The organism is Rhodococcus sp. YL-1 (genome assembly GCF_001942025.1).
Lineage (GTDB): Bacteria > Actinomycetota > Actinomycetes > Mycobacteriales > Mycobacteriaceae > Rhodococcus_F > Rhodococcus_F qingshengii.
On record NZ_CP017299.1, the window covers coordinates 5,187,733 to 5,209,208 of the forward strand.

Annotated in this window: 21 protein-coding genes; 4 read left to right on the top strand and 17 right to left on the bottom strand. The window is 62.3% G+C overall.

The annotated features are described in order from the left end of the window. Positions 1 to 42 precede the first annotated feature (42 nt). Together BH682_RS24050 and BH682_RS24055 are read right to left on the bottom strand one after the other, a co-directional pair. On the bottom strand, positions 43 to 453 hold the full coding sequence (locus BH682_RS24050; protein ID WP_003940539.1) for a VOC family protein: 411 nt from the start codon (positions 451 to 453) through the stop codon (positions 43 to 45). Positions 454 to 458: 5 nt separating this feature from the next. Beyond that, a complete protein-coding gene (locus tag BH682_RS24055; protein WP_030535180.1) occupies positions 459 to 908 on the bottom strand; it encodes a helix-turn-helix transcriptional regulator in 450 nt (149 codons plus the stop codon). A gap of 112 nt (positions 909 to 1,020) precedes the next feature. On the opposite strand from BH682_RS24055, the gene BH682_RS24060 reads away from it, so the two are divergent. After that, a complete protein-coding gene (locus BH682_RS24060; protein WP_075834338.1) occupies positions 1,021 to 2,979 on the top strand; it encodes a M13 family metallopeptidase in 1,959 nt (652 codons plus the stop codon). Between the two features lie 67 nt (positions 2,980 to 3,046). Here BH682_RS24060 and BH682_RS24065 read toward each other — a convergent pair whose 3' ends face one another. From BH682_RS24065 to BH682_RS24125, 13 genes are all read right to left on the bottom strand, one after another. After that, the gene (locus BH682_RS24065) at positions 3,047 to 3,373 is read right to left on the bottom strand and encodes a YnfA family protein (protein WP_003940244.1); all 327 of its coding nucleotides are present in this window, start codon (positions 3,371 to 3,373) and stop codon (positions 3,047 to 3,049) included. A 16-nt stretch (positions 3,374 to 3,389) separates the two neighbouring features. Continuing rightward, the gene (locus BH682_RS24070) at positions 3,390 to 4,475 is read right to left on the bottom strand and encodes an ABC transporter ATP-binding protein (protein WP_054187729.1); all 1,086 of its coding nucleotides are present in this window, start codon (positions 4,473 to 4,475) and stop codon (positions 3,390 to 3,392) included. Between the two features lie 15 nt (positions 4,476 to 4,490). Then, a complete protein-coding gene (locus BH682_RS24075; protein WP_003940485.1) occupies positions 4,491 to 5,822 on the bottom strand; it encodes an ABC transporter substrate-binding protein in 1,332 nt (443 codons plus the stop codon). Positions 5,823 to 5,859: 37 nt separating this feature from the next. Then, on the bottom strand, positions 5,860 to 6,762 hold the full coding sequence (locus tag BH682_RS24080; RefSeq protein WP_075834341.1) for a carbohydrate ABC transporter permease: 903 nt from the start codon (positions 6,760 to 6,762) through the stop codon (positions 5,860 to 5,862). Next, a complete protein-coding gene (locus BH682_RS24085) occupies positions 6,759 to 7,733 on the bottom strand; it encodes a carbohydrate ABC transporter permease (protein WP_003940557.1) in 975 nt (324 codons plus the stop codon). The genes BH682_RS24080 and BH682_RS24085 overlap by 4 nt, the downstream gene beginning before the upstream one ends. 74 nt (positions 7,734 to 7,807) lie before the next feature. After that, a complete protein-coding gene (locus BH682_RS24090) occupies positions 7,808 to 8,731 on the bottom strand; it encodes a L,D-transpeptidase (protein ID WP_075834343.1) in 924 nt (307 codons plus the stop codon). Between the two features lie 216 nt (positions 8,732 to 8,947). After that, entirely contained in the window at positions 8,948 to 10,630 is a 1,683-nt protein-coding gene (locus tag BH682_RS24095) for an FAD-dependent oxidoreductase (RefSeq protein ID WP_064687687.1), read from the bottom strand. A gap of 81 nt (positions 10,631 to 10,711) precedes the next feature. Beyond that, positions 10,712 to 11,593, bottom strand: coding sequence for a hypothetical protein (locus BH682_RS24100; protein WP_050654826.1), 882 nt, complete (start codon positions 11,591 to 11,593; stop codon positions 10,712 to 10,714). Positions 11,594 to 11,603: 10 nt separating this feature from the next. Then, on the bottom strand, positions 11,604 to 11,822 hold the full coding sequence (locus BH682_RS24105; protein ID WP_003939815.1) for a dodecin: 219 nt from the start codon (positions 11,820 to 11,822) through the stop codon (positions 11,604 to 11,606). Positions 11,823 to 11,837: 15 nt separating this feature from the next. Beyond that, on the bottom strand, positions 11,838 to 13,049 hold the full coding sequence (locus BH682_RS24110; RefSeq protein ID WP_075835458.1) for a serine hydrolase domain-containing protein: 1,212 nt from the start codon (positions 13,047 to 13,049) through the stop codon (positions 11,838 to 11,840). 108 nt (positions 13,050 to 13,157) lie between these two features. Beyond that, entirely contained in the window at positions 13,158 to 13,673 is a 516-nt protein-coding gene (locus BH682_RS24115; protein WP_037128623.1) for a DUF6764 family protein, read from the bottom strand. 78 nt (positions 13,674 to 13,751) lie between these two features. Further along, positions 13,752 to 14,792 (bottom strand): non-homologous end-joining DNA ligase, encoded by a 1,041-nt coding sequence (gene ligD, locus BH682_RS24120; protein WP_003940248.1) that lies wholly within the window; start codon positions 14,790 to 14,792, stop codon positions 13,752 to 13,754. Then, positions 14,792 to 15,838 carry an ATP-dependent DNA ligase gene (locus BH682_RS24125; protein ID WP_003940354.1) on the bottom strand — a complete coding sequence of 349 codons (1,047 nt, stop codon included), beginning with the start codon at positions 15,836 to 15,838 and terminating at the stop codon, positions 14,792 to 14,794. Before BH682_RS24125 ends, ligD begins: the two co-directional genes overlap by 1 nt. 109 nt (positions 15,839 to 15,947) lie before the next feature. On the opposite strand from BH682_RS24125, the gene lppU reads away from it, so the two are divergent. After that, entirely contained in the window at positions 15,948 to 16,565 is a 618-nt protein-coding gene (gene lppU, locus BH682_RS24130; RefSeq protein WP_007731384.1) for an LppU family putative lipoprotein, read from the top strand. Positions 16,566 to 16,653: 88 nt separating this feature from the next. Here the strand turns inward: lppU and BH682_RS24135 are convergent, their stop codons facing one another. Next, positions 16,654 to 17,805, bottom strand: coding sequence for a magnesium and cobalt transport protein CorA (locus BH682_RS24135; RefSeq protein ID WP_007731382.1), 1,152 nt, complete (start codon positions 17,803 to 17,805; stop codon positions 16,654 to 16,656). 302 nt (positions 17,806 to 18,107) lie between these two features. Next, the gene (locus tag BH682_RS24140) at positions 18,108 to 18,725 is read right to left on the bottom strand and encodes a TetR/AcrR family transcriptional regulator (RefSeq protein ID WP_007731377.1); all 618 of its coding nucleotides are present in this window, start codon (positions 18,723 to 18,725) and stop codon (positions 18,108 to 18,110) included. Positions 18,726 to 18,825: 100 nt separating this feature from the next. On the opposite strand from BH682_RS24140, the gene BH682_RS24145 reads away from it, so the two are divergent. Then, the gene (locus tag BH682_RS24145) at positions 18,826 to 19,740 is read left to right on the top strand and encodes an SDR family NAD(P)-dependent oxidoreductase (protein WP_007731375.1); all 915 of its coding nucleotides are present in this window, start codon (positions 18,826 to 18,828) and stop codon (positions 19,738 to 19,740) included. Between the two features lie 49 nt (positions 19,741 to 19,789). Further along, positions 19,790 to 21,391, top strand: a complete 1,602-nt coding sequence (locus BH682_RS24150; RefSeq protein WP_075835460.1) for a PucR family transcriptional regulator — start codon at positions 19,790 to 19,792, stop codon at positions 21,389 to 21,391. The last annotated feature ends 85 nt before the right edge of the window (positions 21,392 to 21,476 follow it).

Below are 21,476 nucleotides of genomic sequence, written 5' to 3' on the forward strand. Positions count from 1 at the left end.
TCTGTCAGTCGATCGCCGACGGTCTCAGCGCAGTTGACGGGCTCAGCGCAGTTCTTGAATACGGATCAGGTTTCCCGCTGGGTCCCGGACGGCGCAATCGCGAACGCCGTACGGCTGCTCGGTCGGTTCCTGGACGACGTCGATGTCGCCGGCCTGAAGCCGCTCGAACGTGTCGTCCAGATCTTTGGTGGCCAGGAGAAGTCCGCCGTAGGTGCCCTTGGCCATCATCTCGATGATGGTGCGGCGCTCCTCGTCGGTGATTCCGGGATCGACGGCCGGCGGATGCAGCACGATGGAGGTGCCGGGCTGGCCGGGCGGCCCCACCGTGATCCAACGCATCCCGTCGTAGCCGACGTCGTTGCGAACCTCGAAGCCGAGCGTGTCGCGATAGAAGTTCAGGGCGGCTTCAGGGTCGTCCTGCGGAAGGAAACTCGAGTGAATGGTGATGTCCATGGCGATCACGTTAATTGCGGCTGCGCGGTCTGCGCTTCTCGATTCCTGATCGGTCTGGTGACTTGTTTGGACACGCAGGACGGCATTCCTGCCGTCGACTGCTCGGCCTCGCGCCGATAGACACTGGGCGGAACCCCCACCAATTCGGTGAACTTGCTGCTGAAAGTGCCGAGAGAGCTGCAACCGACCTCGAAGCAGACGTCCGTGACACTGAGGTCTCCGCGCCGCAGTAACGCCATCGCTCGCTCGATTCGCCTGGTCATCAGGTAGGCGTACGGCGGTTCTCCGTATGCCTGACGGAATTGGCGACTGAGATGCCCCGCAGACATGTTCACTCCCCGCGCGAGCGCCTCCACGTCCAGAGGCCGCGCGTACTCCCGGTCGATACGGTCTCGCACACGTCGTAGTCGCGCGAGGTCCTGCAGGTGCGGATCTGCGGCAGGTCTGCTGGTCACGTATTCGATCGTGCCATGCCATACCGACGTTGCCCAGCACAAGAGATGAACTCGGCGTGGAGCGATCGCGCACACACCGAGCAGTTCGTCATGATCGTGTAAGGATGGAGAAATGACCACGGCTCATCGCTCAGGCATCGACCTCACCCACCTCGACGGCGACACACGGGCGCAGGACGATCTGTTCGTCCACGTCAACGGAAAATGGCTCGCCGAATACGAGATTCCGGCAGACCGCGCAGTCGACGGGGCCTTCCGGACGCTCTACGACAAGGCCGAAGAAGACGTACAGACCATCATCACCGAAGCCGCGGAGTCCAACTCGGCCGCCGGTACCGATGCACAGCGCATCGGCGACCTGTACTCGAGTTTCATGGACGCCGACGCCGTGGAGGCCGCAGGCCTCGGCCCCATCGACGACGAGCTCGACGCCGTCGCCGATGCGCCGGACCGGTCGTCGCTGGCCACCGTGATCGGACGCCACCAGCGCGTCGGCGTCGGCGGTGCCATCTCGCATTACGTCGACACCGATGCCAAGAACTCCGAGCGGTACCTGATCCACTTCAGCCAGTCGGGAATCAGCCTCCCCGACGAGTCGTACTACCGCGAGGACAACTACGCGGAGATCCGCGAGAAGTACGTCGCGCACATCGACAAGATGTTCACCCTCGCCGGCGTCGGCTACGACGCCCAGCGTGTGTTCGAGCTCGAGAAGAAGATCGCGGCCGGGCATTGGGACGTCGTCAAGCGTCGTGACGCAGATTTGAGTTACAACCTGGTGGGCTTCGAGGAACTGACCGAGCAGAACCCCGGTTTGGACTGGGCGGCATGGCTGTCCGGTCTCGGCGCCGATTCGGAGAAGTTCGCCGAGATCGTGGTCCGCCAGCCCGAATTCCTGCACACCTTCACCGCACTCTGGGCGTCGGAGTCACTGGACGACTGGAAGGCATGGGCGGCGTGGAAGGTGCTTCATGCCCGCTCCCCTTACCTGCATTCGGCCCTGGTCGACGAGACTTTCGCTTTCTACGGCACCACACTGTCCGGGACCGAAGAGAACCGTGAGCGCTGGAAGCGCGGGGTAAGCCTGGTCCAGGATCTGCTCGGCGAGGCAGTCGGCAAGCTCTACGTCGATCGACACTTCCCCGCAGAGGCGAAGACCCGCATGCTGGAACTGGTCGCAAACCTGCAGGAGGCGTACCGCCGCAACATCTCCGACCTCGAGTGGATGAGCCCGCAGACTCGTGAGGCTGCATTGGCCAAGCTCGAGAAGTTCACCCCGAAGATCGGTTACCCCGACAAGTGGCGCGACTACGCCGGACTCGAGATCTCGGCAACCGACCTGGTGGGCAACTACCGTCGCGGATACGCCGCCGAGTACGACCGTGACCTGGCCAAGCTGGGCGGCCCCATCGACCGTGACGAGTGGTTCATGACACCGCAGACCGTCAACGCCTACTACAACCCGGGCATGAACGAAATCGTCTTCCCCGCAGCCATTCTCCAGCCGCCGTTCTTCGACGCGGCAGCCGACGACGCTGCCAACTACGGCGGCATCGGCGCCGTCATCGGCCACGAGATCGGTCACGGATTCGACGATCAGGGCGCCAAGTACGACGGCGACGGCAACATGGTCGACTGGTGGACCGACGAGGACCGCAGCGAATTCGGCAAGCGCACAAAGGCTCTCATCGAGCAGTACAACGAGTTCGAGCCCAAGGAACTGCCGGGCCACCACGTCAACGGCGAGTTCACGATCGGCGAGAACATCGGCGACCTCGGCGGGCTGTCGATCGCGATCGCGGCGTACAAGATCGCGACCGAAGGTACCGAACCTCCGGTCATCGACGGACTCACCGGCTTGCAGCGCGTGTTCTTCGGGTGGGCGCAGGTATGGCGCACGAAGGCCCGTGAGGCCGAAGCGCTTCGCCGTCTGGCCGTCGACCCGCACTCGCCGCCGGAGTTCCGGTGCAACGGCGTCGTCCGCAACCTCGACACGTTCCACGAGGAGTTCGACGTCAAGCCCGGTGACGCACTGTATTTGGAGCCGGAGAAGCGTGTGAAGATCTGGTAGCAGGGGCAAGCCCCTGTGCGCGCTTAGGGACCCCCTGGACTCCCTGAGCGCGCACGGGGCCGAAGGCCTACCGGGCGTACATGATCACCCCGACGCCGACCAGACAGATCAGCGCACCGGCGATGTCGAAACGATCCGGGCGGAATCCGTCCATCACCACCGCCCACAGCAGTGAACCTGCGACGAAGATCCCGCCGTACGCGGCGAGGATGCGCCCGAAGTTCGCATCGGGTTGCATGGTGGCGACCAGACCGTAGAGGCCGAGCGAGATGACGCCGAGCCCCACCCAGATCCATCCCTTGTGCTCGCGAATTCCCTGCCACACCAACCACGCGCCCCCGATTTCGAGCAGCGCGGCGAGTACGAACAGCAACAGCGAACGTGCGACGGTCATGCCGCACACAGTATCGCTACAGACGTACTCCGGTCTCCGCGGAAAAGAAGTACACCTCGCCGGCCTTGGGCAGCAGATGAAGCGACTCCCCCGGTGCCACCGACATCTTCCGGTCGACGCGAATGACGATTCGACCGGATCGGCTCTGCCACTGCGAATCCGGGGCACCCTTTGCATAGACGAACGATTCGGCTCCCAACTCTTCGAGCAGATCGGCATCCACGGCCAGCGAGCCCTTTCGCCACGCTCCCACCAGATCCCACGATTCCGGGCGCACTCCCACGACGACCCGCTCCCGCTCGGACGCCCCGGTGGGCAGCGGAATCCGCAGATCACCGAGCACTGCGACGGTTCCCTCGACCGGCGCTTCGATCAGGTTCATGCCGGGCGATCCGATGAAGGCGGCCACAAAGGTGTTGACGGGGTTGTCGTAGAGTTCGCGCGGCTTCGCCACCTGCTGCAAGCGACCGTCCAGCATCACCGCCACTCGGTCCCCCATCGTCATCGCCTCGACCTGATCGTGGGTGACGTAGACCGTCGTGGTGCCGAGTCGACGCTGTAAGGCGGCGATCTGCGACCGTGTGCTGACGCGTAGTTTGGCATCCAGATTGCTGAGCGGCTCATCCATGCAGAACACCTTGGGATGGCGAACGATGGCTCTACCCATGGCGACTCGCTGGCGTTGCCCACCGGACAGCTTGGCCGGTTTACGTCCGAGCAGCGGTTCGAGCTCGAGCATCCGCGCTGCCTCGAGTACCCGCTCCCGTCGCTCGGCCTTTCCTACTCCGGCATTCTGCAGCGCGAAGCCCATGTTCTGCTCGACGGTCATGTTCGGGTACAGCGCGTAACTCTGAAACACCATGGCGACGTCACGTGCTCGCGGAGCGAGGTGCGTGACGTCCGTGCCGCCGATCTCGATCCGGCCGTCCGACGCGGACTCGAGACCGGCGAGCATTCGTAGGCTGGTGGACTTACCGCAACCGGAAGGTCCTACGAGTACCAGGAACTCACCGTCGGCGATGTCGAGGTCGAGACGGTCGACTGCCGGTCGATCGGTTCCTTCGTAGCGGTGCGTGACTCCCGCGAATTGCACGTTGGCCATGAGTGTTCTCTCCTACTACTTCGGCAGCTTGGGGGTGATCTGCCGGTCGATGATCTGCTGCAACTGCGTGGCAACGCCGGCGAATGTCGATGCGACGTCGGCCTTCTGGAGAGCGATCTGCTCGAGTCCGGTGCCGATGATCTGATCCCCACCCGGGACGAACACGCGTGCGTAGTCCTGCGAGCGCGTACGCGAGAGCTGATCCACAGCGGTACGGGAGTTGGGGTTCGCGTCGAGGAACGCCTTCATGCTCGGCTCCGAGGTTGCCGACTTGCGGACCGGCATGTAGCCGACGTTCTGCGAGAAGTACGCCGTGTTCTCACCATTGGTGATGAAGTCGATGAACTTGAGCGCGTTCTTCTTACGCTGATCGGAGATCTTGGACGGGATGGCAAGCCCGGCACCGCCGGTGGGGCAACCGGGAGTTCCGTCCACTGCCGGGAGGAAAGCGGTGCCGAAGTCGAAGTTGGCAGTCTTCTTGATGCCGGACAGATCGCCCGTCGACGCGATGGTCGACGCCAGAATGCCGGTACCGAATTCGTTCGCGATGTCAGTGGAGACCGCGGCGTACTTCTTGTCGTGAATCATGCTGGAGAGGAACTGCCCTGCGGCAATGGTCTTCTCGTTGTCGAGCTGCAGATTCCACTGGTCGGAGTACGAGCCGCCGAACGTCCAGATTGGGCCTTCGTAGGTCCAGCCGAGGTAATCCTTCGCGTTGCCCCACCCGTGTGCCAACTTGCCGTTGCCCACGACCTTCTGCAGCTCGGGTCCCCACTCGTCGAACTCCTGCCATGTCGCCGGCCCACGGTCGGGAAGACCTGCCTGCGACCAGACCGCCTTGTTGTAGTAGAACAACGGCGTCGACCGCGCGTAGGGAAGCGCATAGTGCTTGCCCTGGAACAGGTAGTCGGCGAGCAGTGAATCGACGTAGTCGGCCGAGTCGACCCCCACCTCGGAGAAGAGTCCGTCAAGCGGCTCGATTGCCCCGGCCAGTGCATAGTTGAACCACCAGACATCGGACAGCACAACCACATCGGGCACATCTCCACCGGAGAGGGCAGCGTTGAACTTCTGTGCCACCTCTTCGTAGTTCTTGCCGCCGTCCACCAAGTTGACCTTCAGGTCCGGGTACTTGGTCTGGAAGCGGTTGATCAGTTCCTTCTCCACGTCGGTGGACTTACCCGGGTGGTTCGACCAGAAGGTGATGGTGTTGGAATCACCCGACGCACCGGATGTTCCCGCAGCATCAGCGCTCGACCCGCCGGATCCCGCGCACGCGGTCAGTGCGGCACCGGCGGCGATTGCACCGCCGAGGCTCAAGAATCCGCGCCTGTTCATGTTTGCCATTACTGCTCCTCGAGAAAGAAATGTGACGGGAAAGCTGTCAGCCCTTGACCGCACCGGAGGTGAGGCCCTTGATCATGTGTCGTTGCAGCAGAAGGAAAATCACCAGGATCGGTAGCATCGTCAGCACCGTTCCTGCCATGACCGGACCCCAGTTGGTAAGTCCGTCGTTGTTCTGCAGTTGGGTCAATCCGATCGGCAGCGGCGCTACCGAGGAATCGTCGGACATGAGGAACGGCCACAGGTACTCGTTCCATTCGTTGACCACCGTGATGATGCCGAACGCCACCATCGTGGGTCCGGAAACGGGGAGCACCACGCGCCAGAGCAACCGCCAGTGGCCGGCTCCGTCCATCCGCGCCGCCTCGGCGATCTCCGAAGGGATCGAGAGGAAGTGGTTGCGCATGAGGAACGTACCGAAGGCTACACCCGCGAGCGGAACTATGATGCCCTGGAACGTGTTACGCCAGCCCCACTCTGCCACGAGCGCGTAATTCGAAATCACGGTGATCTGGTTCGGAACCATCAATGCGGCGATGATTCCGAGAAAGACGAAGTTCTTCCCCGGGAAGCGCAGGAAAACAAGCCCATAGGCGCTGAGAGTCCCCAGAACGAACTTCGCCGCCGACAGAATCGTCGTGATCACTATCGAGTTCCGCAAGAACATCCAGAACGGGACCGATGTGGTTGCTTCCGAATAGTTTTCGGGATGCAGCGACGACGGCCACCACGTTGCCGGCTGCGTGTAGATCTCCGGGCGCTCCTTGAACGAGGTCATCACGATCCAGTAGAGCGGCAGGACGATGATGACCAACGCGATCACCATTGCCGCATAGCCGAGGATCTTCACACCGACCTCACGCCGGTCCACGTTCTTGCGGTCCGGCCCCGGCCTAACGACGGAAGTCGGAGCAGCGCTTTTCTTTTCCTCTACCGCTGTCATTTCTCTTCTCCCCGATCCATGGCACGAACCTGGTAGACGGTGATGATCAGCAGGATCAGGAACATGATGGTGGCAACCGTCGCACCGTAGCCCGCCCGGAAGTTTCGGAACGTCTCGTTGTACACCTGGTAGACCATCGTCGTCGTCCCCGTACCCAGCGGGCCACCACGGGTCATGACGTTGATGATGTCGAAGACCTGGAGCGAGTTGAGCATGACGGTGATGGAGAGGAAGAACGTCGTCGGGCGCAACTGAGGTAGGAGAACCCGGCGGAACTTGGTCCACGGCTTGGCACCGTCGATTTCGGCGGCTTCGTTCAACTCTTGCCGAACTCCTTGCAGCGCAGCGAGATAGATGACAAACGTGTAGCCGAGGTTCTTCCACATGTATGTCACCGTCACCATGAACAGCGCCCAGTGGGGATCCTGATAGAAGTCGGGCGATTGGAGTCCGACGCGGTGCAGGAGATCCTGGATCAGACCGAAGTTGGGGTCGAAGACGAACTGAAACGCGACACCGATCGCTGCACCGGAGATGACGAACGGAGCGAAGATGGCCGACCGGACCAGGTTTCGCCCGACGAGCTTGCGATCGAGCAGCATGGCCAACGCCAAACCGATGACCATCGAACCCACCACTGTGACCAATGTGAATACCACTGTGTTGGTGACGATCTGCCAGGTGTCGCTTCGTCCGAACCACTCGCGGTAGTTGCTCAGCCCGATGAACGTCGCCTTCGGGTCCGCAATGTTCCAGTCGAAGAACGAAAGTCGGATGTTGTCCACCAGCGGGCGATAGGTGAACAAGATCAGCAACGCGAGATTGGGGCCGACCAAGAGCGCGAAGAGCGCGTAATCACGCCATGGTCTGCCCCACAGACCTGGCTTGCCTGAAGTGGGCAGCGTTCTTTCCGGACTCGATCTCACTGAGGCAGTCTGACCGCCCGCAACGAATGAATGGTGAACGTACAAGACACTCGAGCTGAACGCGACACGAAAAAGGCCCTGCGCGAATACTTCTCGCGCAGGGCCTTCCTCGTCGATGTCTAGCGGTTCCAGTCGCCCAATCCGTCGGCGCCGCTGAGGACTCCACCTGCGGTGTTCTGCACGATCACCGGGTCACCCTTGCCTGCGTTCTCGAATAACCACTTGGCGTCCTCGGTGCTGACATTGAGGCAGCCGTGGCTGACGTTGGTGAAACCTTGTTGCGCAACCGACCACGGAGCGGCATGGACGAAGATGCCACTGTAGGAAATTCGTGTCGCGTACTCGACGTAGGTGCGGTAACCCTCGGGAGAATCGATCGGGACGCCGTACGTGGACGAATCCATGTACATGTCGCGCAACTGCTCGCCGACGATGTACGTGCCGTTCGGTGTTTCGTGACCCGGCTTGCCGAACGACGTCGGCATGGTGCGCACGACCTCACCGTTGCGGGTGACGGTGACCTGCTTGGTGTTGTCGTCCGCGACGGTGACGAGTGCGTCACCGATGTTGAACGTGGAGTGCGAATCACCGGCGTCGACGGTCACGGAGATGTTCGCCGGCCAGAACTGTGCCGGCTTCCAACGGACCTGGCTGTCGTTGATCCAGTAGAAGCTGCCCTCGACCGGAGGATCGGTGGTCACGCGAATCGCGCGCTCGGCCGTAGCACGGTCGCCGACGGCCTCGTTGAAACGAATGATGATCGGCTGCGCGATGCCGACTGTCTCACCCGCGGACGGATTGAGCGACGGCGCGGAGAAGTTGGGGACGCCGATGGGAGCCTGAATCGGTGTACCCGGGATGCCCGGAACCGGAATCGCCGGATCGAGGTACGGAACGCCGGGAATGACGGGCAACGGGATGTCGGGTCCACCGGGGAAGAGAGGAACGGCCGCGGAAGGTCCGGCGAGAGCCAGGCCGGCAGCCACCGCTCCGACGATTGCCACGGCAACCCGTGACGTCCGACGACCCTGTTTGCTGCCCATGTCACTACCTTCGCTCGAATGACCACGTACTCACGTGGATTTTGCGCGGCCGGCATCGATACCCGCCTGGCACCGATGCCGATGCACCATTCGGACGCGTCCGCCGGGCGCACACTTACACACCCGAGCACGCCGAAGAGAGCAAACCGCACATTTCCATAGTCATTAACACATAAAAGCGGCAATCGAGCAATTCGGATGTTCGCCCAAACGTTGCTATCCGTCGCTGCGGGCAGCGGCCAACATGGATTCGATCGAGATGAGTTTGGTTCGCGGTCGTCCAGTTGCGGCACCGGATGCGCGTTCTGCCTTGTCGATACGCTGCCAACCTTGATAGTCCACCTGATCCGGCGACCGGTCTGCCAACAAAACCTGCAACTTGTCGGCATCCTCGGTCGGGGTGGCGAGGCGCCCACCAGCGAAGTCGTCGAAGATCATCGACACGGTCTCGGCGGAGCAGTACTTGTTGGTGCCGATCACGCCAGTCGGTCCGCGCTTGATCCAACCCGCGACGTAGACACCCGGGATCGGCGTGCCGGTCTCGGTGTCGATTACTCTGCCGTTCTCGTTGGGGATCACGCCGCGAGCGTCGTCGAAGGGCAAGTCGGCCATCGGTGTGCCGCGGTATCCGACCGACCGAAGCACCAGTGAAGTGTCGATCGTCTCCTCGGTCTCGGTAGGCCGGGCGGAGAGCTGACCGGTCGGCGTTGCCACCAATTCGTTTTTCACGATCCTCACCTGTGAGACTGCACCGTCGCCGAGGACCTCGACGGGAGAGGTGAGGAACCGGAGAACGATCCGCTTGCGAGAAGGATCTGCGGTACGCGAAGCAAATTCCTGCGCCTGCTTGACCTTGAGCAGGACGGACGGCTCGGCGGCATCGCTTTCCACGAACGCCTGACTGGCCTCGTCGAGTTCGGCTTCGATCGGGTCGACGACTACGTCCACGTTCGCCATCTGTCCGAGCGCCAACAGTTCGGGATTGGTGTACGCGGCCTGCGCCGGCCCACGACGCCCGAGAATGACCACCTCACGAATCTTGCTGTTCCGCAGCGCTTCCAATGCGTGCTCGGCGAGGTCCGTCTTCGCAAGCTGGTCAGGGTCGGTCACCAGGATGCGTGCGACGTCGAGTGCGACGTTGCCGTTTCCGACGATCACCGCTCGCTCGCCGGACAGATCGAAAGTCCGATCGGCATATCCCGGGTGGCCGTTGTACCAGGCGACGAACTCGGTGGCGGCGTGACTTCCCGGCAGATCCTCGCCCGGGATCTCGAGCTTGCGATCCCCGGCAGCGCCCACCGCGTAGATCACTGCGTGGTGATGGTCCAAGAGTTCCGAATGCGAGATGTGGGTGCCCACCTCGACGTTGAAGTGGCAGCGCACAGTCTTCTTCGCGACGACGGCGCGGAACTGATCGGTGACCCCCTTGGTTCCGGGATGGTCTGGCGCCACGCCGGCGCGCACCAAACCGTAGGGAGTGGGAAGTCGATCGAACATGTCGACCTCGACGCGAGGCTTGCCGGTCAGTTCCATCGCCGCGTAGCAGGCGGCCGGGCCGGAGCCGACGATCGCTACTTTCAGCGTTCCCAGTTCGGGATCGATCTTGGCCATCGTGATCGGCTCGGGCCAATCCGGGCCCATCGGATGCTTCTCGAAGTACGACGCGTTCATCTGCAGGTACGGCGCGTCGTCCTCGTCGAGTTCGTTGTCCGGGAAGATCGCCTCGACCGGGCATTCGTCCACACACGCACCACAATCGATGCAGGTGTCGGGATCGATGTAGAGCATTTCGGTGGTCGCGAACGGGGCTTCGTCCGGTGTCGGGTGAATGCAATTGACCGGACACACGTCAACACACGAGGCGTCGTTGCAGCACGGCTGCGTGATCACATACGCCATGACATTCCCCTATCCCTGAAACACGAAGCTCGAACTGGTTCCCAGACTATAACGTGTTCCAATTTGGCGCGAGAATCGTTTTCAGATCACCCCATTGCGCTTCAGCAGCCACACCGCCTGCACGGTGGCGTGACCTCGCCATTCCAACGCCGCGACGGGCGAATAGCTGTCGAAATCCACCGCCCAACCGCCGTCGCCATGTTGTCGCGCAGCGAGCGCAGACAGTTCGGACTCGATCACTGATGCGTCGAACAACGCGCGGGTCGGGCCGCCGGGAAGCGGTGAGAAATCGAGGGGCCGCATGAATTCGCCCTCGGCTCCCCCGTCCACGTGAACCAAGCCGTCAGCCGGGATACGCGAACCAAGAGTGCTCACCAACGACGACGCTTCGGGACTGTTCCGGTGAACCGCGTCGAGAAACTGCAAGGCAAAGGCCAGCTCGAGGGCATGCAGAGAATCCGCCCCGTCGATCGCGTCGAGGCAATATCGAACGGCAGAGGCGAACCACGGATGTTCGGCGACGGCCTCGTCGAATTCGGCGACGCGAGCCGCTGCAGCACACACGATGCTGGTGATCTGCAACGACGGCGCCAACGGATCCGCATCCACCCAGAAGGGCGCACAACCGGCCGGGTCGGCGATCGGGAAGGCGAACGGCAAACCGCCGTCTGCCAGCGAATTGGTCTGCAACCAGTCGCACAGTTCGACGGCTCTGGGCGTCGGCGTTCCGATGTCGGCAAAGGCTTCGAAGGCGTGCAGCGCGCCGCCAGGTTGGCTCGATGCCGAGCGAAGATCCGGTTCGAGTCCCCAGCCGTACCCACCGTCCGGGTTGCGATAACTGTCCACAGCCGCCAATGCCGCAGTCCGGTCACCCTGTCCGAGAATCAAATTCAGTCGATGCCGATCGAGAGTTCTGGCATGTCCCGCCATGAACCCGACGGCCGCCCTGAGATCAACACTCATGAACGACGACTCAAGATTCGTCGCCGTCAAGCCGGAAGCCGACCTTCAACGTGACCTGGAAATGCGCCACGGCGCCGTTCTCGATGTGACCGCGAGTTTCCACCACCTCGAACCATTCGAGGTTGCGCACCGTCTCGTTCGCCCGGGCGATGGCGGTGCGAATTGCCGCGTCACTGCTCTCGGTGGACGAGCCGACGATCTCGGTCACCCGGTACACGTTGCTGCTCATGGCATTCCCTTCGTGTCAGATTCGACGAACCAACTCCTGCGCCTCGGCGCCGAGCCTCGCAAGGCGAAGATCACCGAGAGCTGTCACAGCACTACCCAACCTGTTGGTGGTGAAACCGAGCGAGAGTCCGCTGGACAGGTCCGCATACGCGCCTGAACCGCCGACTCCGTAGTGGCCTATCGCATTCCGCGGCTGCCGCCGCGCGGCAATGATCGGCGGGTGGTAACCGAGAGTCCAGTTGGGCCGCACCGCCAGCACGTAATCCCGATCGCGAGTCTGGATGGTCGACATCTGGTCGATGGTCGATTCCTTCAGGAACCGCTTCCCGTCGATCACGCCGCCGTTCGCGATGGCGCCGTACATCTTCGCGAGAGCACGCGCGCTGAACACTCCGTTCCAGCCCGGCATGACGGCGTCGTGGACAGCCGGGTTGCGCACCATGACGTCGAAACCGTCCGGCATCGCGGCCTCCGCGAGTCCGCGAGTCGGACCGACGTGTGAGAGCACGGTCGACGCGAAGGCCCAGTTCAAGCCGGCAGGGTTGATATGTGGGAACAGCTTCGCGATCCGTGGACGCCCGGTTTCCGGTACGCGGTACCAGAATTCGTCGACTCCGAGGGGCTTCGCTATCTCCGCTTGTACGACGTCGATGAACGGCTGACCGGACACCCTGGCCACAAGTTCGGCTACCAACCAGCCGTAGGTCACAGCGTGATAGCCGGGGCCTCGAAGCCGACGCGGATCCGGTTTCTCGGCAGCCAGGGCGGCAACGACCGCGTCGTAGTCCATCAGGTCGAGAGGATGCGGCATCAAGCCGCGAACTCGGTGAAGGCCCGCGCGATGTGACATCAGTTCGCGGACGGAGATCTTGTCCTTGCCGGCCGCCGCGAATTCAGGCCAGTACCGAGCAACCGGGGCGTCGTAGTCGATCAACCCACGTTCGGCGAGTCGGTGAACGACGGTGCTGGCGACGCCTTTGCCGGTCGAGAACGACAGCGACACCGTGTCGTGGTCCCAGCGCCGATCACGATCGGCATTGCCGGCCCAGATGTCGAGCACTTTCTCACCGCCCAGGTACACGACCAGCGCGCCGCCGCCTTGTTGCGGTTGGCGATACATCGCGAAAAAGCGGTCGGCCAAGGGAAGGAATCGCCGGTCCACGTACAGCTCGGTGCGCGAAGGCACCTCCACCCGGGCGAGCGAACCCCGTCGTGCACTGGGAGTCATCGCGTCCTCCGATCCCCGCTGATCAAGTTGCCCGGTCACCCGATCGGTGGCAGGAGCTTGACACCATTGTGACCACTGTCACGCAAGAGGTTCAGGGCCGGGGTGCCCTCACGGGGTGACCCACGTCGAAGTGCCGTCGCTGAAACATCCCTGACCTGTGGCGATATTGAAAACAAGGGTGGGACCACCTGAGCAGATCGCCCCGACGTCCGCGTCACCCACTGCCGCTCTGCCACCAGGCCCACTGAGCACGACGGCAAATGGTGAGGAGTCGGTGCGACCGAGTGCGAGCGAACCCGGGCCGTACGCGACGGCGGCAAGCAGCCCACCGCGCGACTCCGCTGCAGCAACGCCGCCGAAGAGTCCGACGCCCGCCGACCTGCCGCCGTCTCGCGAATCGGCGACGCCGACGCCATCGCCCTCCACGTGTGAAATCGCGTAACTGGAGGGATCTGCCACCGCTCGGCATGCGGATGACCCGTCGACGATCGTCTGATCTTGGCCGCGCGCCGAACAATCCAACGTCGCGGCCGACGCTGTTCCGCTACCGAGTGACAATCCGAAGGCGGCAAGAATCACGCCACCCGCCGCTAAGCTTGCTGCTCGCATTTTCCGGCGATCCATATCCAACCCCCACAGTGCATTCGACGTGACCGTACATTCGACGTCTGATCGAATTACCCGATATGTCCGCCTCTGACGCTACCCGTCTTTGTTCTTCCGATCGCGGTCCTTGCTCGGTTGAACACGTTTGGGTTCACCGGGCATTTTGGGATAGTTCGGCGGGTACGGCAGATCGCCCAGTCCTGCCGCCAGATCCTTCTCCCACATCTCCAACAGAACATCGAGGGCAAAGGCCTTGTCGTGCATGGCTTCCATCGGATCACCACGATCGGCGAGCAAGCCGGGAACCGTGGCGATGGTGCAGTCGTCTGGATGCACGTCGCGCAGTTCGTCCCAGGTCACCGGCGTCGACACAGTTGCGATCGGCGTCTTACGAGCGGAATACGCCGCCGCGATCGTCCGGTCACGGGCATTCTGATTGAAGTCGATGAAGATCCGTTCACCCCGCTCTTCCTTCCACCACGCCGTGGTGGCGCGATCGGCACTACGACGTTCGACTTCACGGGCGAGGGCGATACCCGCGTGGCGGACCTCGACAAAATCCCAGCGCGCCTCGAGCGGGATGTAGACGTGAAGGCCTCGGCCACCGGACGTCTTGGGAAATCCTTCCAATCCCAACTCGGCGAGCAGAGGGCGAAGGACCTCGTCCGCGATGGCAACGGCCTCGTCGAACCCGGTCCCCGGTTGCGGATCGAGATCGATGCGCAGTTCGTCCGGGTGGTCGGTGTCCGGGCACCGCACGGCCCAGGGATGAAACGTGACAGTCCCGAGATTGGCGGCCCACACGATGTTCGCAGCACTTCGCACTCGAAGGACGTCAGCCTTGCGACCCGACGGGAACGTGACCTCGCAGGATTCGACGTGCTCGGGCCGCTTTGCCGGCAGCCGCTTCTGGTAAACCTCTTCGCCCTCGATGCCGTCGGGGAATCGCTGAAGATGAGTTGGCCGATCTTGGAGCGCCCGCAACGCTGCACCCTGCAGCGCCACCGTTCGGTAGTACTCGACAAGATGCCGTTTGGTTCCGCCGTCCTCACCCAACTGCGGATAGTAGATCTTGTCCGGGCTCGACAATCGGACCGCGATCCCGTCGACGTCCAGTTCCTCTGCCGGGCTCGCCATCACTTACCGCCTGCAAGAACATCCGCGAAGTCGTATCGCACCGGAACCTCCAACTGATCGAATGTGCATTCGTCGGGCACCCTGTCCGGACGCCAGCGCAGGAATCGTGCAGCGTGCCGAAAGCGTTCCCCTTCCATCTGGTCGTACGCCACTTCGAGCACCCGCTCAGGACGAAGCGGAATCCAGGAGCGGTCTGCGGCCGATCTCCACCGGCTGGCCTCTCCCTCGGCTACAACGTCGTCCCCGAGGCGCAAAGGTTCGAGTTCGGCCAACAACTCGATCCGCCGCGCCGCGGTGAAAGCAGAAGCGCCACCGACCATCTTCAATTCGGAACCGTCGTACAGACCAAGAAGCATCGACCCGATACCTGGCTGACTCTTGTGGGGACGGTAGCCCAGCAGTACGACATCCGCGGTCCTGGCGTGTTTCACCTTGATCATCTCGCGCTTGTTCGGCAGGTACGGTCCCGCCAGCTTCTTGGCGACAACCCCGTCGAGACCCGCGCCTTCGAAGGTTTCGAACCAGGCCATTGCTTCGGCGCTGTCTGCCGTCGCTGCCGTGACGTGGCAACTCGGCCCGCCACCGATGCAATCGAGGAGCAGCGCACGTCGGACCCCGAAGTCCTCGATCGAGACGTCGCGATCGCCGAGCGCCAGTAAATCGAACCCGACAAATTGCGCTGGCGTCTGTTCCGACAACAATGCGACGCGGCTCGCGGCGGGATGAATCCGCTCGGAGAGCGCTTCCCAACTCAGACGCGTCACACCGTCGATCTCACGGGGAACCACCAGTTCTCCGTCCACGACACATTTTTCGGGCAATTCAGACTTGACAGCTTCCACCGCTTCGGGAAAGTACCGCGCCAGGTCCTTTCCTCCTCGCGATCCGAGCACCACTTCGTCACCGTCACGAAAGATGATTGCTCGAAATCCGTCCCATTTCGGCTCGTACGACCACGTCGGGTCACCGGACTCGGGCTGAGGCGGCACAGTGGCCGCAGCCTTCGCGAGCATCGGGGCAAGCGGCGGCATCAGGGGTAGCTCCACCTACCCATACTGACAGTCCGGTTGGCAATTCGACTACCGATGTATTGGAATAGGTCCCGAACAATCCACGAACCAACAGAATTATCCAAGAATCAACAAAGGGGTCCTTATGTCCGGAATCGTCCGGCGACTTTGCACTGCGGTGATCGCAACTTCTGCAATCGCCGCCTTCACCGTCGGTTGCGGTTCCGACATCGAGCCGAAAGCCATTGCGGAATCATCTTCCTCGGTTGCCGATTCGACCACTACCTCCGCGGCCCCGACCACCTCGAAGATCACCGGCCAGGAGGGCTCGGACGACGGCGGCGACGTCGACATCGACGTGTCGATCGGTGATTGCGTCAAGCTCGGAGGCACCACGACGGCCGCAGAAATCGACAACGCGGACTGCGGTAGCAAGGATTCCAACTACAAGGTGGTCGCCAAGGTTCCCACCTCTGATCTGTGTGCCTCCGATGTCGACTCGTACTACTACGAGACCCTCGCGGGTGACGAGCAGGGCGCTGTCTGTCTCGACGTCGACTGGGTAGTCGGCGGATGCATGGACCTCGGCAGCGGAATGGATGAGCCCGCCCGCATCGAATGCTCGGATACCAGCGGCACCAATGTAGTCGAGGTCGTCGAAATCCTGCAGAACTCCACGTCGATCGACGAATGCGGTTCGGGGGCAGACTCGGGATTCGAGCACCCGGAACGTAAGTTCACGGTCTGCGTCGCAACGCTCTGATTCGAGCGCCCTCCCGAAAAACACCTGTGCGCCTTGCCAACCGATCTCGGTTGGCAAGGCGCACAGCGCTTTCTACAGCCGGCGCTTTCTACAGCCAGCCCCGACGCTTGAAGATCGTGTAGAGACTTCCACAGGTCAGGAACATCATCGAGAGCGCAAACGGATAGCCCAAGTGCCAGTGCAGTTCCGGCATGTCGTCGAAGTTCATCCCGTACACGGTTCCGATGAGCGTCGGCGCGAAGAGAATTGCCGCCCACGCCGAGACCTTCTTGATCTCCTCGTTCTGCGCGTAGCTTGCCTGCGTCAGATTGCGCATCTCCTCGTTCTGGTTCTGCGACACCAGAGTTGCGTTCACCGTGAGGATGTTTCCGAGCAACTGACGAAAGCCGTCGGCCCGCTCCACCACAGTCGTCGCATGGTCGGTGACGTCGCGGAGGTAACGCTGGAGTTCCTCGTCCGTGTGGTACTTGTCGAACCCTGCCGACAACCCACGCAGCATTCCCAGCAGCGGACGCGTCGCCCGCTGGAATTCGATCACCTCACGGGTCAGTTCGTAGATGCGACGCGAAACTCCGGGATCGCCACTGAATACTTCGGTTTCGATCTCGTCGATGTCGTTCTGCAGTCCGGCCACCACCGGGGCGTACCCGTCGACGACTGCGTCGAGAATGGCATAGAGAACGGCCTCGGTACCCAACCGCAACAGGTCAGGATCGTTCTCCATGCGAGTCCGCACCGCCGACAGATCCGGCGATTCACTGTGACGGACGGTCAGAATGAAGTTCGGACCACAGAAGATGTGCAACTCGCCGAATTCGACCCGCTCGGTCTCGTCGCGGTACCGCGCAGCACGCAGGACCACGAACAGTGTCTTGCCGTAGCGCTCGAGCTTGGGGCGCTGGTGCGCGACGATCGCATCCTCGACCGCCAGTTCGTGGAGGTCGAAATGTTGTGCAGCGGCATACAACTGGGCGTCGTCGGGCCGGTACATGCCGATCCACGCCATCGACTGCGAATCCGGAAGGCATGACAGTGCTTCCGCCAGCGTGGACGGTGACGCTATCCGCTCGCCGTCGCGGTACACGCCGCTGTTGACGACGGTCGATTCGACGGGCGCCACCGCCTCGGGCGGGGCAGCCTTGACGACGGTGCGTGCGGCACGCGAGTGTCCGGGATGTGAGTCACCGAGCCCCGCGGAACGACGCGGCAGTACCGAACGTGAACGACGAAATTCGCGCATGCTGAACAGCTTTCGAGGGAAGAGTGAACGACGACGCTTGCTTCACAGCAAAGCCGAAGCCGATGAACACACGATGAAGCTGCAGCAAAATACCGGATCAACCCGGGCGGCTACAGCTTCAGTTGGTACTCGGAGGTTGGCCACGCATTACAGCCACACCTCCTCTTCCCTGAATTCCTACGCAAGTCCGCGCACGACGCCAACATGCTACCCCGACTGTCAGAGCACGACAAACCGAACGACAAGCCGCAGGACAGCACGAACCGGTCGGAGAAAACCCGCTCGACGAATGCAGCTTTCAGTCAGTTCGCAGCGCGCAATCCGCCGATCAACAGTTCGACGATCTGGTCCGCCAACGACTCCGTCTCCGCCAACGTCTGCCCTTCACGCCTTCGGTACCAGAGGTCGATGCCGTTGAGACTGCTGAGGAGGACTTTTGCCGCCATTCGAGGTGAGCCCGCACGAATGGAACCATCCGCGACACCTTCGGTCATCACGTCGACGAACAGATTCTCGTAGTCGAGTCGCAGCGAATTCAGTTCCACGAGGACTTGCTGTTGCCTCGGCTTGAGCGCGGAGTTCATCTGGCCCCGGACACCTTGGTGGATCGTGTGGTGGTACCCGAGATGTGTCATGAGATTGACCAGGTGGGCGTGCGACATCGCTTCGAGACGCGCGAGGCCGCTTTCTGCCCCGCCCATCCGAGACTCGACCTCAGCGCGGAGCAGGCTCATCCCGCGCTCGTAGATTGCCAGGTAGATGTCGAACTTGGAACGAAAGTGGTAGTAGACAAGACCTTTGGTGGCGCCGATTCGATCGGCCAGTAAATCTACAGTCGTGGCCGCGTAACCGTCTTCGGCAAAGGCGTCGGCGGCGCTGGTGATGATCGCGGATCGCACGTCCGGAAGATCACTACTCATTCGACTTCCACTCCCATTCACACTGCCTGCCGGCCCTTGACTGTTTCCACGCCATCGCATAGTAATACTGAGTAGTATCCCAGATCAGAGAGGTTTTCCAATGTCGTTGGATTTTTCCGGCAAGGTAGCGATCATCACGGGCGCAGGCGGCGGACTCGGCCGTTCACACGCATTGGCCCTCGCCGCACGCGGCGCACGCGTCGTCGTCAACGACATGGGTGGCTCGGTCAACGGCAGTGGCGGCGCTGATACCGCAGCAGCCAAAGTAGTGGCGGAAATCGTCGAGCTGGGCGGCGAGGCCATCGCGGACCACTGCGACATCACCGACGTCGACGCCGTTGCCGCCATGGTCGCGACGGCCGTGGACAAGTGGGGCCGCGTGGACATCCTGATCAACAACGCCGGAATCCTGCGCGACAAGTCGTTCATCAAGGCCGAGCTCGACGACTTCCGCAAAGTCATCGACGTGCATCTGATGGGTTCCGTCATCTGTTCCAAGGCAGTCTGGCCGCACATGGTCGAACAGAACTACGGACGCATCCTCATGACTACGTCGGCATCGGGAATTTACGGCAACTTCGGCCAGGCGAACTACGGCGCCGCGAAGTCCGGCGTCGTCGGCCTGATGAACGTTCTCGCCATTGAGGGCGAACGCAAGGGCATCCGCGTCAACTCGCTGGCCCCGACCGCCGCGACCCGCATGACCGAAGACCTCCTCGACGAGAAGACTCTCGCTCTGCTTGCACCCGAATCGATTTCACCCGGCGCACTGTTCATGGTCTCCGATGACGCACCGACGAAGACCATCCTCAGCGCCGGCGCCGGCGTCTTCGCGATCGCTCGCATGGAAGAGTCGCAGGGCGTCTACATCCCCGAAGGCGCACTCTCCCCCGAGGTCGTCGCCGAACGGTGGTCCGAGATCAGTGACATGACCGATTCCGTCCAGGTGCCCGCGGCGTTCGATCAGACCCGCCGGTTCGTCGAGAAGGCCGTGGCGGAGCAGCCCAGCAATTGAGCAGGGCAACCAGACAACTGATCGACCCCGCTCCCCCTAAGGTGTGGTGGTGACCACACCTACGGGAGTATCGATCGTCGACATCGTCGACAGACTGGGAATGACGTTCCTCAGCGGTGGCGACACCGTCGACGGCGCCCGCACTGTCAGCCGCGTGACCCTGCACGAAGGGTCCGAAGCTACCCAGGACAGTGCGGGCGCCGTCGTACTCGGCGCAGGTCTCGCCGGTTCGGCCGATATCGCAACGGCGGTAAGAGAATACGGCTCGGCAGGTGCGGTAGCGCTGATCGTCAAAGAGCCCCTGGACTTCGACGGCCTCGTCGAGAAGGCGGTGGCCGACACCGACGTCGCACTCCTCGGAATGGTCAAGGATGCAAGCTGGCTGCAAAGCGCGTCGTTGATCAACGAGATCCTCGAATCCGGCAACAACGGGGACCGCACGTCGGCCGCCGACGCCGACCTGTTCGATCTTGCCAACTCGATCGCTCAGGTATTGAACGGCCCGGTCACCATCGAGAATCAGTCGAGCCGGATCCTCGCGTTCTCGGCGGATCAAGCCTTCGGCGACGAGGCACGTAAGCAGAGTGTCCTCGGACATCAAGTGCCGCAGCACTATTCCGATCGGCTCAGGTCAATGGGGTATTTCAACAAGATCTACGGCTCTACCCTGCCGGTATTTCTACCGGGTATCGGGCCGGGCATCAGGCCCCGCGTCGGCATGCGAATACATGCGGCATCGCAGATCCTCGGTTCGATCTGGGTGATCTTGGACGAGGAGCCGAACGAATTGCAGGTCAAAACGCTCGTCGAGGCGGCGGGCGTGGCCGCGATGAGTTTGCTTCGCGCCAAGCTGGCCGCGGATTCGGCACGACGGCTGAGGTTGGGCGAGGTGATCACGTTACTGAGTGGCGGCACTTCAGCCAAGGAAGCGGCCGAGCGACTGGGCTACGGCCGCTCGAAGGCAAACGTACTTGCGGCCGGCTTCCGTAGCGGCGCCGGTGCATCGTTGGAGGCCGAAGCCGATGTCGATCAACTGGCCCTGACACTCAATACCTATCTCGACCAAGTATTTCCGCTGTCGGTGGCGGCAGCGATCGGCGGCACCGTCTACGCCGTCATCCCACACACCCGGCACCAGACCGACGACGACTACGTGCGTCGGATCGCGTCGGAGTTTGCAGACCGTTCCCGTTCGGAAAAGTCGGTGGTCATCGGAATCGGTGCGACAGTGGCCGACGTGATGACGCTGGAGAAGTCACGCGACGAAGCCGACCGAGCGCTTCGCGTTCTGAGGTCGACGTGGAATTCCTCGGGCCGGACCGTCGCGCGCGCCGACGACGTGCAGATCAATTCCCTACTTCTGCGCCTCTCCGACTCCCTGGCGGACGAGAACGAGACCGCATCGGGTCCGCTCGCGGTACTGCGTGAGTACGACCGCAGTCACGACATCAACCTTGTCGACACTCTCCGCGCCTGGCTCGACACGTTCGGCGACATTCCGGCTGCTGCGTCCTTGGTTCACATCCACGTCAACACGTTCCGGTACCGCCTCAAGAAGCTTGCCGGGATTGCCGGCATCGATCTCGATGATCCGGAAACTCGATTCAGCCTGATGCTCCAGCTTCGCCTCTTCCATCCGACAATGTTGTAGCGATCTACCAAGTCTCACGAAACATTCGTAAATCCGGACGATGTTCTCGTTCTTTTGTTGGGTGAAGATTCAAGCAATCGTCTTT

Excerpts from the sequence above, each read along its gene's own strand:
- ligD (WP_003940248.1), bottom strand. The coding sequence starts at position 14,792 with ATGGCGAGCCCGGCAGAGGAACTGGACGTCGACGGGATCGCGGTCCGA.
- BH682_RS24115 (WP_037128623.1), bottom strand. The coding sequence starts at position 13,673 with ATGGATCGCCGGAAAATGCGAGCAGCAAGCTTAGCGGCGGGTGGCGTG.
- BH682_RS24080 (WP_075834341.1), bottom strand. The coding sequence starts at position 6,762 with ATGACAGCGGTAGAGGAAAAGAAAAGCGCTGCTCCGACTTCCGTCGTT.
- BH682_RS24090 (WP_075834343.1), bottom strand. The coding sequence starts at position 8,731 with ATGGGCAGCAAACAGGGTCGTCGGACGTCACGGGTTGCCGTGGCAATC.
- BH682_RS24100 (WP_050654826.1), bottom strand. The coding sequence starts at position 11,593 with ATGAGTGTTGATCTCAGGGCGGCCGTCGGGTTCATGGCGGGACATGCC.
- BH682_RS24050 (WP_003940539.1), bottom strand. The coding sequence starts at position 453 with ATGGACATCACCATTCACTCGAGTTTCCTTCCGCAGGACGACCCTGAA.
- BH682_RS24145 (WP_007731375.1), top strand. The coding sequence starts at position 18,826 with ATGTCGTTGGATTTTTCCGGCAAGGTAGCGATCATCACGGGCGCAGGC.
- BH682_RS24065 (WP_003940244.1), bottom strand. The coding sequence starts at position 3,373 with ATGACCGTCGCACGTTCGCTGTTGCTGTTCGTACTCGCCGCGCTGCTC.
- BH682_RS24095 (WP_064687687.1), bottom strand. The coding sequence starts at position 10,630 with ATGGCGTATGTGATCACGCAGCCGTGCTGCAACGACGCCTCGTGTGTT.
- BH682_RS24075 (WP_003940485.1), bottom strand. The coding sequence starts at position 5,822 with ATGGCAAACATGAACAGGCGCGGATTCTTGAGCCTCGGCGGTGCAATC.
- BH682_RS24110 (WP_075835458.1), bottom strand. The coding sequence starts at position 13,049 with ATGACTCCCAGTGCACGACGGGGTTCGCTCGCCCGGGTGGAGGTGCCT.
- lppU (WP_007731384.1), top strand. The coding sequence starts at position 15,948 with ATGTCCGGAATCGTCCGGCGACTTTGCACTGCGGTGATCGCAACTTCT.
- BH682_RS24135 (WP_007731382.1), bottom strand. The coding sequence starts at position 17,805 with ATGCGCGAATTTCGTCGTTCACGTTCGGTACTGCCGCGTCGTTCCGCG.
- BH682_RS24060 (WP_075834338.1), top strand. The coding sequence starts at position 1,021 with ATGACCACGGCTCATCGCTCAGGCATCGACCTCACCCACCTCGACGGC.
- BH682_RS24070 (WP_054187729.1), bottom strand. The coding sequence starts at position 4,475 with ATGGCCAACGTGCAATTCGCGGGAGTCACGCACCGCTACGAAGGAACC.
- BH682_RS24105 (WP_003939815.1), bottom strand. The coding sequence starts at position 11,822 with ATGAGCAGCAACGTGTACCGGGTGACCGAGATCGTCGGCTCGTCCACC.
- BH682_RS24140 (WP_007731377.1), bottom strand. The coding sequence starts at position 18,725 with ATGAGTAGTGATCTTCCGGACGTGCGATCCGCGATCATCACCAGCGCC.